This window comes from Flavobacterium panici, from assembly GCF_024499525.1.
Taxonomy (GTDB): Bacteria; Bacteroidota; Bacteroidia; order Flavobacteriales; family Flavobacteriaceae; genus Flavobacterium; species Flavobacterium panici.
Genome location: NZ_CP100437.1, coordinates 3,718,304 through 3,732,026, shown reverse-complemented (window position 1 = coordinate 3,732,026; position 13,723 = coordinate 3,718,304). Strand labels below are relative to the sequence as shown.

The 13,723-nt window shown below is 32.9% G+C and carries 13 protein-coding genes; 2 read left to right on the top strand and 11 right to left on the bottom strand.

Features of this window, described 5'->3' with window-relative positions; translation table 11 throughout:
• The 9 genes from NLJ00_RS15645 to NLJ00_RS15605 all read right to left on the bottom strand — a co-directional run bounded on the left by NLJ00_RS15645 (position 1) and on the right by NLJ00_RS15605 (position 8,973).
• A complete protein-coding gene (locus NLJ00_RS15645) occupies positions 1-999 on the bottom strand; it encodes a glycosyltransferase (protein WP_053472143.1) in 999 nt (332 codons plus the stop codon).
• Between the two features lie 120 nt (positions 1,000-1,119).
• Positions 1,120-2,310 carry an enoyl-ACP reductase FabV gene (gene fabV / locus NLJ00_RS15640; RefSeq protein WP_053472142.1) on the bottom strand — a complete coding sequence of 397 codons (1,191 nt, stop codon included), beginning with the start codon at positions 2,308-2,310 and terminating at the stop codon, positions 1,120-1,122.
• A gap of 100 nt (positions 2,311-2,410) precedes the next feature.
• A complete protein-coding gene (recN, locus tag NLJ00_RS15635) occupies positions 2,411-4,063 on the bottom strand; it encodes a DNA repair protein RecN (RefSeq protein ID WP_256634479.1) in 1,653 nt (550 codons plus the stop codon).
• 54 nt (positions 4,064-4,117) lie between these two features.
• A complete protein-coding gene (gene porD / locus NLJ00_RS15630; protein ID WP_256634478.1) occupies positions 4,118-5,008 on the bottom strand; it encodes a type IX secretion system protein PorD in 891 nt (296 codons plus the stop codon).
• 69 nt (positions 5,009-5,077) lie between these two features.
• Positions 5,078-6,292 carry a bifunctional phosphopantothenoylcysteine decarboxylase/phosphopantothenate--cysteine ligase CoaBC gene (gene coaBC / locus NLJ00_RS15625; RefSeq protein WP_256634477.1) on the bottom strand — a complete coding sequence of 405 codons (1,215 nt, stop codon included), beginning with the start codon at positions 6,290-6,292 and terminating at the stop codon, positions 5,078-5,080.
• Positions 6,293-6,301: 9 nt separating this feature from the next.
• The gene (locus NLJ00_RS15620; RefSeq protein ID WP_007807938.1) at positions 6,302-6,619 is read right to left on the bottom strand and encodes a DNA-directed RNA polymerase subunit omega; all 318 of its coding nucleotides are present in this window, start codon (positions 6,617-6,619) and stop codon (positions 6,302-6,304) included.
• 9 nt (positions 6,620-6,628) lie between these two features.
• Positions 6,629-7,423: an outer membrane protein assembly factor BamD gene (locus NLJ00_RS15615; protein WP_053472138.1), complete on the bottom strand. Its 795-nt coding sequence runs from the start codon at positions 7,421-7,423 to the stop codon at positions 6,629-6,631.
• A gap of 139 nt (positions 7,424-7,562) precedes the next feature.
• Positions 7,563-8,444, bottom strand: coding sequence for a 4-hydroxy-tetrahydrodipicolinate synthase (dapA, locus tag NLJ00_RS15610; protein ID WP_256634476.1), 882 nt, complete (start codon positions 8,442-8,444; stop codon positions 7,563-7,565).
• 16 nt (positions 8,445-8,460) lie between these two features.
• Complete coding sequence (locus NLJ00_RS15605) at positions 8,461-8,973, bottom strand: DUF6913 domain-containing protein (RefSeq protein ID WP_256634475.1); 513 nt, start codon at positions 8,971-8,973, stop codon at positions 8,461-8,463.
• Positions 8,974-9,019: 46 nt separating this feature from the next.
• Here NLJ00_RS15605 and NLJ00_RS15600 point away from each other — a divergent pair, with 46 nt between their 5' ends.
• Both NLJ00_RS15600 and NLJ00_RS15595 read left to right on the top strand, forming a co-directional pair.
• Positions 9,020-9,799: a 5'-nucleotidase C-terminal domain-containing protein gene (locus NLJ00_RS15600; RefSeq protein WP_256634474.1), complete on the top strand. Its 780-nt coding sequence runs from the start codon at positions 9,020-9,022 to the stop codon at positions 9,797-9,799.
• A gap of 105 nt (positions 9,800-9,904) precedes the next feature.
• Complete coding sequence (locus NLJ00_RS15595; RefSeq protein WP_256634473.1) at positions 9,905-10,816, top strand: bifunctional metallophosphatase/5'-nucleotidase; 912 nt, start codon at positions 9,905-9,907, stop codon at positions 10,814-10,816.
• Here NLJ00_RS15595 and NLJ00_RS15590 read toward each other — a convergent pair.
• Positions 10,802-11,497 carry a hypothetical protein gene (locus NLJ00_RS15590; RefSeq protein ID WP_180856992.1) on the bottom strand — a complete coding sequence of 232 codons (696 nt, stop codon included), beginning with the start codon at positions 11,495-11,497 and terminating at the stop codon, positions 10,802-10,804. The two genes, NLJ00_RS15595 and NLJ00_RS15590, sit on opposite strands and share 15 nt — an antisense overlap.
• Positions 11,487-13,490, bottom strand: coding sequence for an NAD-dependent DNA ligase LigA (gene ligA / locus NLJ00_RS15585; RefSeq protein ID WP_256634472.1), 2,004 nt, complete (start codon positions 13,488-13,490; stop codon positions 11,487-11,489). Before ligA ends, NLJ00_RS15590 begins: the two co-directional genes overlap by 11 nt.
• Positions 13,491-13,723 lie beyond the last annotated feature (233 nt).

The window sequence follows — 13,723 nt, the reverse complement described above, 5'->3', positions numbered from 1 at the left end:
TTATATCTTAAAAAACATACGAGGAAAAGCTTCTTGTGGTTTCTTCTTTAATAAAATAACTTTTACAAAAGATTCCAAAAATCCAGTTCCGTAACCGTAAAATTGTTTCCAAACAGCAATAACCGATAAATACCCAATTTTGATACTTTTATTTTGAATACTTGCTGTAAGAAAAATAATAACGAAATATACAAAATATAATTGTAATAAAATATCAATATTAAAAATTAATAGTAAAAAAGCTATCAATAAACCTACGATAAATACGGTTGGAAAGAAGAAAGTAAGCTTATTATGTTCTGGATACCAACTGTTTAATATTGGTCTTGCTATACCGAATTTTTTTACCTGAATGGAGAATTTTTCCCAGTCAATTCTACGTTTGTGATACACAAAAGCCTCAGAAAACAGTCTGGTTTCAAACCCTAAGTTCCATAAACGGATCGATAAGTCGGGATCTTCGCCGGGATGGATGTTTCCAAAGCCTTTTGAAGCTTCAAAAGCTTTCTTCGAAATCCCCATATTAAAACTTCTTGGCTGGAATTTATTAATTTTTTCAGAACCGCCGCGAATCCCTCCTGTTGTAAGAAAAGAGGTCATGGCAAAATTGATTGCTTTTTGAATGTTCGAAAAGCTTTTCAAGGCTTTATCCGGCCCGCCAAAACAGTCCACATATTTTTCATCTAAAGCTTTACGAACTTCCGTTAAATAATTAGGCGGAATGATACAATCTGAATCAAAAATGATAAAATAATCCCCTCTCGCCTTCTGCATTCCAAAATTTCTGGAATCGCCGGGACCAGAATTTGGTTTAAAATAATATGAGATATTCAATTTCCCATCATAGTTCATTACAACATCTTTACAAGGAATCGATGATCCGTCTTCAACCAGAACAATTTCAAAAGGTTCGTTGTAATCAGATTTTGTAAGACTTTCTAAAAGTTCATCAACTTCGTCCGGACGATTATACACGGGTATAATTAAAGAAAAAATCATAGCGGGAATGCGGTTTTAAGTGGAATATTTTAAAAATTTAAAATTTCAGCAAAGATAGGTTATATTCATAAAAAAACCACCAACTTTTGGTTGATGGTTTTTACTGTAAGATTTATGTTTTTATTTGATACTGTCAATATTAACTACTTCATTAGCTTCTGCTTTGTAGTCAACTCCGTCAAATTCAAATCCAAATAAGTTTAAGAAATCATTTCTATAACCTGCTAAATCTCCTATAGCCGGTAACGTTTCTGTTGTAGCTTCTTTCCAAAGTTCAGCTACTTTTGCCTGAACATCGTCACGCATTTCCCAGTCGTCAATTCTAATTCTTCCTTTTTCATCAACAGGAACTTCAGAACCATTGTATAATCTATCCTGGAATAAACGCTGAATCTGCTCGATACATCCTTCATGAATACCTTCTTCTTTCATGATTTTGTATAAAAGAGAAATATATAACGGAATAACCGGAATTGCAGAACTTGCTTGTGTAACTAATGCTTTGTTTACAGAAACATAAGCTTTTCCACCAATAGATTTTAAGTTATCTGTGATAGTGAAAGCAGTAGCTTCTAAATGATCTTTTGCACGACCAATTGTTCCTTTACGGTAAACTGCTTCTGTTAATGCTGGTCCAATATAAGAATAAGCAACTGTCGCAGCACCTTCTGCCAATAAATTTTCATTTTTTAAAGCATCGATCCACATTGCCCAGTCTTCACCTCCCATTACAGCAACTGTGTTTTCAATATCTTCCTCGTTTGCAGGAGCGATTGAAACCTCAGTTACGTTTCCTGTATGAAAATCAACTGTTTTGTTTGTAAATGTCTGTCCGATTGGTTTTAAAACTGAACGGTGTGTAACTCCTGTATTAGGATTTGTACGCACTGGAGAAGCTAAACTGTAAATTACAAGATCTACTTGTCCTAAATCAGCTTTTATTAAATCTAAAGTTTCTCTTTTTATTTCGTTTGAAAAAGCATCTCCATTGATACTTTTTGCATATAGACCTGCTTTATGAGCTTCTGCTTCAAAAGCTGCAGAATTGTACCATCCTGGTGAAGCTGTTTTTCCTTCAACCGGTGGTTTTTCGAAAAATACTCCAATTGTAGCAGCGTCAGATCCAAAAGCACTTGTGATTCTTGAAGCTAATCCGAAACCTGTTGAAGCACCAATAACTAATACTTTTTTTGCTCCGGCAATTGCACCTTTTGATTTGATATATTCAATTTGATTTTTAACGTTTTGCTCAGCTCCCTTTGGGTGGGCAGTCAAACAAATAAATCCTCTCATTCTAGGTTCTATAATCATACTCTTTTTATTTACTCATAAATTAATCATTATCAAGATAAATGACAACTTATGCCTGTTTTGTTTAATTATTTTTCGATGACAAATATAAAGTATTTCTTTAGTTCAACAAGGCTTTGGCGTGATTTAAAGCCGAATCTGAAACGACTGCTCCTGATAACATTTGAGCAATTTCTATAACTCTTTCGTCCTGAGACAGTAACTTTAATTCTGACTGTGTGTGATCGCCTACTGTTGCTTTAGAAACTTTGAAGTGCGAATCTCCTTTTGCTGCAATCTGCGGTAAATGCGTAATCGCAAAAATCTGCATTTTGGCACTCATTTCTTTCATAATCTCACCCATTCTAATGGCAATTTCTCCCGAAACTCCGGTATCAATTTCATCAAAAATTAAGGTTGGTAATTTTGAATATTGCGCTAAAATTGCTTTAACTGCCAGCATAATACGTGACATTTCCCCGCCTGAAGCCACTTTTTTCAATAAACCAAAATCAGTTCCTTTATTGGCTGAAAACAAGAACTGTAATTCATCTTTTCCGTTTTGGAAATAGGTTTCAGATGGTAAAAGTTCCATATTAAAACGAACATTTGGCATTCCTAATGTTTCTAAAATCGATATTAACTGATTTGATAAAACCGGAATTGCATTTATTCTGTTTTGATGAATTGTTGCTGCAAAAGCATCTAATTCTGCTGCTTTTTCTTCGATTGAATTCGATAAGGTTTCGATTTCTCCTTCAATATTATCTAATTCTAAAAGTGTATTTCCTAAATCTGCCTGAATTTGAAGTAATTCGTCTACAGAATTAACATGGTGTTTCTTTTGCAGATTAAAAATTAACTGCAATTTTTGACTTACTAATTCTAATTGCTCCGGATCGTTTAATAATTTTTCTGAAGCATTTTGTAATTCTTTTGAAACATCATCAAATTCAATTGAAATACTGGTGATTCGTTCAAATAAGTTTTGATATTCTGCTGAAAACGGCGCAATCTTTTGCAGTGCGTTTTTAATTTCATTAAGATTATGAAATACTCCAAACTGCTCTTCGTTTGCAATTACAAGCGATTTATCAATTGATTCTTTGATAATTTCGACATTATTCAGTTTTTCAAAATCAGCTTCTAATTCTGCCTGTTCTCCAGATTTTAATTTAGCCGAAACCAATTCATTCAATAAAAAAGTATTGTACTCCTGCTCTTTTCCAGAATCACTTTGTTTTTTTAGTAAAGCATTTAATTTTGATTTCTCTGATTTATAAACTTTTAATAGATTTTGATACGTTAGAATTGTATCAAAATTATCAGCAATAGCATCAATTATCTTGAATTGAACCGTTTCATCAGACAATTCCTGGGTTTGCTGCTGCGAATGTATGTCTATTAAAAAAAGACTCAAATCCTGTAATTCCTGAAGATTTACGGGACTGTCGTTTATAAAAGCTCTTGATTTTCCCGAAGGTAAAATTTCACGTCTAATTATGGTTTCATCCTCATAATCGAGATCATTTTCTGCAAAAAAATCTTTTAAGTTGTATTTAGAAATTTCAAAATGTGCTTCAATAACACATTTTTCTTCTTTGTTTTTTAATGAAGTTAAATCTGCTCTTTTTCCTAAAACGAGTCCAATCGCTCCTAATATAATCGATTTTCCTGCTCCTGTTTCACCAGTAATTATAGAAAAACCTTTTGAAAAATCAATAGAAAGCTTTTCAATCAGAGCATAATTTTTAATCGATAGTGAAGTTATCATAAAGGGGAATTATAAAAATAAAGTGCTACGAAGAAAGGAAAAAAAATTAAGTTTTTAAAACTTAATTTGCGACCATTTTGAATTATTTAAAGGTGAAACCCTATTCAAAATATCTGTTAAGTCCGTAACAGGAATACTTGGGCCTCCGGAAAAAATAGAAACTATCTCATCTGATTTTGCATCAAAAAATACGCGCGTCAAAAATGCATTTGGCCTAACTGAGTTTACTTTTCCTATAAGGAGTAAAGAAGATTTTACTTTTTCTTTTGCTGCTTTTAAATCATTGCTCATCGTATCTAAGCCTGTATGATACAAAAAGGTGGTCTGACGTAAATCAGTATACATTGGAGAAAGCATATCTGTTATTAAATAATAACGGTTTTGAAGTCCGTCTGTCTGGCTCCAACCTCTAAATCCACCTTGCTGTGCAACGCTTGCAATGTTTTGAGCTGTTTCAAAATACTGATTTCCGGCGCCGCTTTGAAACGTATCAGCATCCATACCTAAAATTATGTAACTGTAAAAAGATACTACAGATACTAAATTTGATTCAAAAACAGTTGGATTAAACAATAATGGCTCGTACTCTGTGTATCTAAAATTAAAGTCTTTGTCATTAAAATTCAGAACAGGCGAAGAATAAGTCGAATTGTAAATTAATCTTGAAGACTGTACCTGAATAGTTCCTGTAAACTGGTCAGAACTATAGGATGACAATGTAATATACATGGAACAATTAATTCTTTCATGCTGTTTTAAGGCAGATCCAGTTCCTGTCCAGTCTGTTTTGTTTACAAACTCAGATAAAGAAGTCTGCAGCGTTTTAAAAACCTGCTGATTTGGTGTAGGAAGCCTTTCAGTATTGATAGTTACTGTACAATTTAGCTGCTGCGCCTGAGTAAAGCCAAAAATAAAAAATACGAAAAGTGTAACTATTTTGTTCATACAAATAAAATTTTATTATCAGCAAAAATAGAACAACTATTCTTACTTTTTATAAAATATTTTAAATCTTTATGATTTTGAAAAATGTGAAATCACTTTGTTTAAAATATCAACTGCTACAAATTCTTTCGATTTTAATTCCATTGGCTCGATATTAAAGTTTTTATCAATAAATGTTACTTTATTGGTTTCTTTTTTAAAACCGGCACCTTCATCCTGCAAAGAATTTAGAACTATCAAATCTAAGTTTTTTTTCTGGATTTTCAGCTTAGCATTTTCAATTTCATTTTCGGTTTCAAGGGCAAAGCCTATTAAAAACTGATTCTTTTTAATAGCTCCTAAAGAGGATAAAATATCTTTTGTTTTCTCTAATTCAATCGAAAACTCACTTGCATTTTTCTTAATCTTTTGCAATGCAACCTCTTTTGGTTTGTAATCTGCTACCGCTGCTGCTGCAATTGCTGCATCAGAATCATCATAATGTTTGTGGCAGGCATCATACATTTCCTGCGCCGACATTATATTTATAACTTCAATCAAAGGATTTTTAGCTTTATAATGTGTTGGTCCCGAAACTAAAACAACCTGAGCACCAAGATTTGCGGCTGCATTTGCAATATCAAATCCCATTTTTCCAGAAGAATGATTTCCTATAAAACGTACGGGATCTATTGCTTCGTATGTGGGACCTGCAGTTATTAGTATTTTTTTTCCTTTAAGGGGTAATTTGCTTTCTAAATCTGCTTCAAGAAAAGCTATAATATTTTCAGGTTCAGCCATTCGGCCTTCTCCGGATAAACCGCTTGCTAATTCTCCTTTTTCAGCTGGAATAATAATATTTCCGAATTGCTTTAAAGCATTGAAACTAGAAATTGTAGAGGGGTGTTTGTACATATCCAAGTCCATTGCAGGAGCAAAATAAACTGGACATTTAGCCGATAAGTATGTTGCAATTAAAAGATTATCGCAATTTCCTGTTGCCATTTTAGACATTGTATTTGCTGTTGCAGGAGCGATCAGCATCAAATCTGCCCAAAGACCTAATTCAACGTGATTGTTCCATACAGCATCTTCATTGTCGTCGTTAAAGAAACTGGAATGTACAGGATTTTTTGATAAGGTAGATAATGTAAGCGGGGTTACAAAATCCTTAGAAGCAGGTGTCATTATCACTTGGACATGTGCACCTGCTTTTATAAAAAGTCGTACTAATGAGGCTGTTTTATACGCTGCAATTCCACCGGAAACTCCCAGTAAAATCTTTTTTCCGTTTAAAACTGACATTATACTATATTATTTGTTTGAACCTCTGTGGTAAGTTTTTCCGTCTAACCATTCCTGAACAGCTAAAGCGTGTGGTTTTGGTAATTTTTCGTAAAATTTAGAAACTTCGATTTGTTCTTTATTTTCAAAAACTTCTTCAAGACTGTCATTGTAAGTAGCAAACTCTTCTAATTTCTCAGTTAATTCTTTTTTGATTTCAGAATTAATCTGGTTTGCTCTTTTAGCCATAATGGTAATTGCTTCATACACATTTCCTGTTGGCTCTTCAATAACTGTTTTATTGTAAGTTATTGTGTTAACAGGAGCATTCGTCTTTTTTAAATCCATGACTTATTTTTATTTAGTATATTTTTGTAAATCCGTTTCAACTCTGGCATTCATTTCGTCTGCCTCTTTTTTATATTTTGTATCGCTTTTAAACTTAATTAAGTTTGCGTAAGCTGTTTTTGCAATATTTAAACGTTCTTCCATTTTTGAAGGAACACTGTTTATTGCTAACTTATATGCTGAATCATATTTGTAAAATAAAGCGTCTTCTTTGAAAGGAGTTCCAGGAAAATCAGCTATAAAATTATCAAAAGCTACAAGAGCTGATTTATAATCTGAAATTGTATTGTATCCTTTAGCATTTTCGTATGCTTTTTTCTCTAATTTTCCATTTAAAACCTGTACCGTTTTATTTGCCTCAGGAATATATTCTGAATTTGGATAATTATCAATAAATGCTTGTAATTTTTCTAAAGCTTTTACCGTGTCAGCCTGATCTAAACTGTAAACCGGAGATAATTTTGAATAACTGTACGCTCCTAAATAAGCACATTCCTGTACTTTTTCGCTTCGCGGATATCCTGAAACAAAACTTTCAAACTGGTATCCTGCCAGATAGTATTGTTTTGTTTTGTAATAAGACTGTGAAAACATATAAAAAAGTTTTTCAGCCTGAGGTTTACCTCTATATGTTGGCGCTAATTGTTCAAAAAGACGAATGGCTTTATTATACTTGCCAGCTTCGTACATTTTTGTCGCCACTTCGAACTTTGCTGCAACATCTTCATTTTTTAATGCCTTTTGGTAATCACTACAAGAACAAAAAAGGGCTACAACAATTAATAGAGATACTATTTTTTTCATTTATTTACTTTTATTATGATTTTCTTAGACATTATGCCAAAGTAAAAATCACACCGAAGCTTTCGGGTGCAAATTTAGTCATTAATTTAGCGACTGCAAAATAATTTTTTAGTATCTTATAATACTAACACTTTAACAATTATTTAATGCTATTTTTTACAAACTCATTTAATCTTGCTGCTAAAGCGTCATCTACAGAAACCAAAGGTAATCGCACCACATTTTCAGCAATACCAAGGGCTTGAAAGATTTGTTTTATTCCGGCAGGGTTTCCTTGTTCGAAAATCATATCAATACAATCTGCTAAAAAGTATTGTGTTTTAAACGCTTCAACTGCTTTCTTATTCAATCCTAAGCGAATCATTTCTGAAAATTCTTTTGGAAAACCTTGTCCGATTACTGAAATTACACCTGCCCCGCCCGCTAAAACGATAGGTAAAGCAATCATATCATCTCCGGAAATTACCAGAAAATCTTTTGGGGCATCTTTTATAAGTTTTAATGCCTGAGCCATGTCTCCTGCTGCTTCTTTTATAGCTACGATATTTTTAAAATCATTTGCTAAACGAACAACTGTTGCCGGAAGCATATTGCTTGATGTTCTTCCCGGAACGTTGTATAATATTACAGGAATTGGAGATGCTTCTGCAATTGCTTTAAAGTGCTGGTAAATTCCTTCCTGCGTTGGCTTATTATAATATGGTGAAACTGAAAGTATGGCTTCAAAAGCAGAAAAATCTCTTGTTTTTAATTCTTCAACAATCTGCATGGTGTTATTTCCTCCAACTCCAAGAACTAATGGCAGTCTTCCTTTATTAACATCAATTACGGTGCTGATAACTAACTCTTTTTCTTCTGGTGTTAAGGTAGCATTTTCTGCTGTTGTACCCATAACAACAAGATATTCAACTCCTCCGTCAATCGAAAAGTTAACGACACGCTGCAACGCTTCGATATCTACTGAAAAGTCTTTTTTAAATGGGGTTACAAGCGCAACACCAGTTCCTATTAATGATTGCATATTTTGATTTATAATTTTATTTTATACTTTTTAAATACTTAAACAATTCTGAAATGAAAAGTTTATACTCTGCTATTGTAGTGTTAATCATCCATCGGTTTAATTTATCATCGACGGAAGAAAATCCTACTTTAAATTTTGCTTTTGATTTACTTGTGATCATCATTAAAATGGGAGTTTCCTCTTCATAATAACTAATCAAAAGATCAAATTCTGTATCTGTAAATTCATTTAAAAAAACTTCTGTAACCTGTCCTTTCCAATCGATATGTTTTTTACCAAAAGTTGGTCTTGAGTACTCTTTTTTCTTGTCGAATTTACGTCTGTACGCAACAATTTTTATGTTTTTTGAAGCAATTCCATTTGCTTCAAGTTCTTTTATTAACTCTTTAGAATGGCGAAAATTACTCTCATCAACCAGCAAACCAATGGTTTGTATATTGCTTGTAAAAACTTCGTTTTTGATAGTTTTTAAGTTATTTTTTAATGATTTTTTTACAAAAAATTCTCTTGTATAATCTAAAAACATAGTACTTTTACGAATTACAAAATTAATTATTTAAGCCGCATTTAAAATGGTAAAACTAAAAAAGTATAACCGATTTTTAAAACTTTTTGTTATATTCTTAACACTAACTACAATATTTTCTTGCAGCCCCAAGAATTATAATTTAACGAAGATAGAAGGAAAACAGATTCCGGTTGCAGAAAATAGTACACAAACTCCAGAAATTGAGAATTTTATTAAACCTTATCGCGATCATATTAATAAGGATTTAGACAGCGTTTTGGCATATTGTCCTGAAACTCTTGATAAAAGTACTGGAAAATGGCAGACTTCTATTGGAAATTTATTGGCCGATGTCTGCTTAGAAAGAGGCAATAAAGTTTTTAAAACTCGTGAAAACAAAAGTATCGATATCTGCTTTTTAAATCATGGCGGTATCAGGGCAATTTTACCGAAAGGAAATGTTACAACAAGATCTGCTTTTGAAATAATGCCTTTTGAAAATAATATGGTTGTTCTGGCTTTAAAAGGGGAACAGATTTTAGAAATTACATCTTATATAATAAGAGAGAAAAAACCGCATCCTTTGTCTGGTATGACTTTTACTATTGCAAAAGATAATACGGCAAAAAACATCCTGATTCAGGGAAAACCGCTTGACGTTAATAAAACGTATTATGTGGCTACAAATGATTATTTGGCAAATGGAGGTGACAACATGAGTTTCTTTGCAAAAAATATTCAGAAATATGATTTGAATTATAAACTTAGAAATGTTTTAATTGATTATTTCAAGGAAGTTGATACAATTCCGGTTCCTAGAGATATTCGTATTACAGAAGAGTAAAAAAAGTTTGCCACGAATTTCACGAATTTACTCGAATTATTTTTTGTGAAAATTCATGGCAAAAAAATCACCAAAATATAAAGTTCCCCGCAAAAAATATACAAAATGAAAAGAAGAGAATTTATCGAAAAAACAGCTGCAAGTACTGCCTTATTAAGTTTAGGATTGTCATTGAGCAGTTTTGGCACTGACGATATAAAACACTTAACTATTCTGCATACAAACGATGTTCACAGTCATATAGATCCGTTTCCGGCTGATGATCCGCGTAACCCAAATAAAGGCGGCGTGTCTCGTCGTGCGGCTCTTATTGAAACGATTCGCAGGGAAAATCCAAATGTACTTTTGTTAGATGCGGGTGATATTTTTCAGGGAACTCCGTATTTTAATTATTATGGTGGTGAATTAGAATTTAAGTTAATGAGTATGATGAAATATGATGCTTCAACTATTGGAAATCATGATTTCGACAATGGTCTTGATGGTTTGTATGCTCAAATGCCTCATGCAACTTTTGAATTTATAAATTCTAATTACGATTTTAAAAACACTGTAATGAATGGTTTGGTGAAACCGTACAAAATCTTCAATAAAAACGGAATTAAGGTTGGTGTTTTTGGTGTAGGAATTGAACTTCAGGGTTTGGTTGATAAACAACTTTATAAAGAAACTGTTTATAATGATCCTGTTGAAGCTGCTCAGGATATGACACGTTTGTTAAAACAAGAAGAAAAATGTGATTTGGTAATTTGTCTTTCGCATCTTGGGTATAAATATAAAGATGAGCCTTCGAAAATTTCTGATTTAAAATTTGCGGAACTTACGCAGGATATTGATTTAATTATTGGCGGACATACACACACTTTTCTTGACAAACCTACTATTGTAAAAAACAAAACCGGAAAAGAAGTATTGGTTAATCAGGTTGGCTGTTACGGAATCAATTTAGGTCGTATCGATTTTTATTTTGATAAGGATAAAGCGCACAGCAATCAAGCGACATCAATTATTGTATAAGGCTCTTTTATGCATTTTTATTTTTTCGAGGAAATATTCGACCATAAAGTAGTAGGCTAAAATTTGTGTTATATCACGAATTAAAACTAAAACTACGGAGTGCGAAAAGTATTCGTTGAAGATGTAGAATATATCTGAAAATATATAGCTAACTGCCATTAATGACATTAAAAGGGTTATAAATGTGCCTTTTGTAATATAACTTACAAAAGAGAAATAACTTATATAGCTCAGAATTATTCCGTAGATGATATAGATATAATCGAACTTTTTAGTGTTGTCAAATTTCATACTGAGTACTGAAATGAGCAGGTAAACAATAAAAATTATGACTAAGGATATTGGTAAAATATCCTTTTTTTGTAGTTTGATTTTTTCATGTTCTACTATAAAAAGCTTCATGATTAGTGCGTAGACTACAAGAAAACTTATTACGGCTCCAATTTCTGAAACCTCAACATCCATAAGGTCAAAAACCTGGCCTATAAAACAAAATGCAAAAATAAAGCTTTCTGTTTTCTTAATTTTGAATTCACTGCTTATTAAAAAATAAATAAAAATTGCAGGCAAAACTATTGCCTTTGCATAAATTGCAAGGAAGTCTTGTTCTGTCCAATCAAAAATAATTGTAAACAGCAGCGCCAGGAAGAATAAAATTAACGATGGTTTATTAGCCTTCATTCAGTTTAGTTATAAAATCATCTTCAGATAGTATAGGAATATTCAATTTATTTGCTTTTTCTAATTTAGCCGGCCCCATGTTATCTCCCGCCACGACAAAGTCGGTTTTTGCAGAAATTGAACTTCCTACTTTTCCACCGTTATCTTCAATCGTCTTTTTTAAATCGTCTCTCGAAAATTGGGTGAAAACTCCTGAAACAACAAAAGTTTTTCCAATAAATTTCTCGGTAGCATTTGGGTTTATTCTTTCTACGGTTTCAAATTGAACTCCATAACTTTTAAGACGTTCAATTATGATTTTATTTTCTTCGTTTTCAAAAAATTCTATTACGCTTTTGGCAATTCTTTCTCCAATTTCATCTACCAGAATTAAATCCATTAAAGAGGCCTGACTTAAAGCGTCGATATTTTTATAATGTTTAGCCAGTTTTTTGGCTACGGTTTCTCCAACAAAACGAATTCCGAGTGCAAACAGTACACTTTCAAATGGAATTTCTTTTGATTTTTCTACTCCTTTTACCAAATTTTCGGCTGATTTTTGCGCCATTCTTTCCAGATGCAAAATATCTTCCACTTTCAATTCGTATAAATCGGCGTAATTGTGAACTAGATTATTCTTGAAGAGCAGCGCTACTGTTTCTCCACCAAGTCCTTCGATATCCATTGCTTTTCTCGAAATGTAATGCTGCACTCTTCCGATAATCTGCGGTGGACAACCGTAAAAATTCGGGCAGTAATGATTTGCTTCTCCGGCATTTCTAACCAATTCGGTTTGACATTCCGGACAATGTGTTATGTAGTGTGTTATTTCTGAATTTTCCGGACGTTTCTCTAAATCTACAGCGATAATTTTAGGGATAATCTCTCCTCCTTTTTCAACAAAAACGGTATCATTTATTCTAATATCCAGTTTTTCAATTTGGTCTGCATTGTGAAGAGAGGCTCTTTTTACAATAGTTCCCGCCAATTGAACTGGTTCCAAATTGGCCACCGGAGTAATGGCTCCTGTACGCCCAACCTGATACGATATTGATTTTAATTTGGTTGAAACCTGCTCTGATTTGAATTTGTATGCGATTGCCCAGCGTGGTGATTTTGCTGTATATCCTAATTCTTCCTGAGAGTGTATGCTGTTTACTTTGATTACAACACCATCTGTTTCATAAGGTAATTGATGACGATGTACGTCCCAATAGTCAATAAAGTCGAAAACTTCCTGCATGTTATTGACTAACTTGGCTTCGTTTGGTACTTTGAATCCCCATTTTCTGGCTGATTCTAATCCTTCGTATTGGGTTTTAAACGGAAGGTTATTTCCTGTTACAAAATAAAGTAAACATTCGAGCGGACGTTTTGCAACCTCAGCGCTGTCTTGTAATTTTAAACTTCCAGAAGCTGTATTTCTTGGGTTTGAGTATGGAGTTTCGCCAATTTCGATCAATTCCTGATTCATTTTTTCGAATCCTGCATGCGGCAGAATAATTTCTCCTCGAATGTCAAATTTTTCAGGATAATCTCCTTTTAATTTGATTGGAATTGATTTGATTGTTTTGATGTTATTGGTTACCTCATCTCCCTGAAAACCGTCACCGCGCGTTAACGCCTGAACTAGTTTTCCGTTTTCATAAGATATACTGATTGAAGCTCCGTCGTATTTTAATTCGCAGGTATATTGCAGGTTTACATTTCCCAGTACGCGCTGAATTCTGTTTTCCCAATCGATTAAATCTTCTTTCGAATAGGAATTATCAAGGGAATACATTCTGTATTGGTGCGCAATAGTTTTGAAGTTTTTTGTTACGGCTCCGCCTACTCTTTGCGTTGGCGAATCTTCATCAAAAAATTCCGGATTTTTATTTTCTAAATCCTGAAGCTGCTTTAGTTTTATATCAAAATCGTAATCAGAAATTGTGGCGTTATCCAACACATAGTAGTTGTAATTGTGTTGATTAAGTTCGTCTCTTAAGGTTTGAATGGTTTCCTGAATACTCATAAAATGCTAAAATAATGCTGATTTTGATTTGAAATAAATGAATATCAAAATTAGGATTATTTTTGTTCAAATAACATTAAACACAAAAGTTTTATAAAATCAAAAATCAGGCTGCAAAAATTTGCGGCCTGATTTTCTCCTTGTCCATTATTCTTAAAAAAGAATTTTAAAAAACCAACTTCCAAATGGTTTCTACGTTCTATATCTTAAAATCTGATTATCAATAAATTAGA

Coding starts and splice junctions, on each gene's coding strand:
- coaBC (WP_256634477.1), bottom strand. CDS start 6,292: ATGTCAGTTTTAAACGGAAAAAAGATTTTACTGGGAGTTTCCGGTGGA.
- ligA (WP_256634472.1), bottom strand. CDS start 13,490: ATGAGTATTCAGGAAACCATTCAAACCTTAAGAGACGAACTTAATCAA.
- recN (WP_256634479.1), bottom strand. CDS start 4,063: ATGATAACTTCACTATCGATTAAAAATTATGCTCTGATTGAAAAGCTT.
- dapA (WP_256634476.1), bottom strand. CDS start 8,444: ATGCAATCATTAATAGGAACTGGTGTTGCGCTTGTAACCCCATTTAAA.
- NLJ00_RS15645 (WP_053472143.1), bottom strand. CDS start 999: ATGATTTTTTCTTTAATTATACCCGTGTATAATCGTCCGGACGAAGTT.
- NLJ00_RS15590 (WP_180856992.1), bottom strand. CDS start 11,497: ATGAAGGCTAATAAACCATCGTTAATTTTATTCTTCCTGGCGCTGCTG.
- NLJ00_RS15605 (WP_256634475.1), bottom strand. CDS start 8,973: ATGTTTTTAGATTATACAAGAGAATTTTTTGTAAAAAAATCATTAAAA.
- NLJ00_RS15600 (WP_256634474.1), top strand. CDS start 9,020: ATGGTAAAACTAAAAAAGTATAACCGATTTTTAAAACTTTTTGTTATA.
- NLJ00_RS15595 (WP_256634473.1), top strand. CDS start 9,905: ATGAAAAGAAGAGAATTTATCGAAAAAACAGCTGCAAGTACTGCCTTA.
- NLJ00_RS15615 (WP_053472138.1), bottom strand. CDS start 7,423: ATGAAAAAAATAGTATCTCTATTAATTGTTGTAGCCCTTTTTTGTTCT.
- porD (WP_256634478.1), bottom strand. CDS start 5,008: ATGAACAAAATAGTTACACTTTTCGTATTTTTTATTTTTGGCTTTACT.
- NLJ00_RS15620 (WP_007807938.1), bottom strand. CDS start 6,619: ATGGATTTAAAAAAGACGAATGCTCCTGTTAACACAATAACTTACAAT.
- fabV (WP_053472142.1), bottom strand. CDS start 2,310: ATGATTATAGAACCTAGAATGAGAGGATTTATTTGTTTGACTGCCCAC.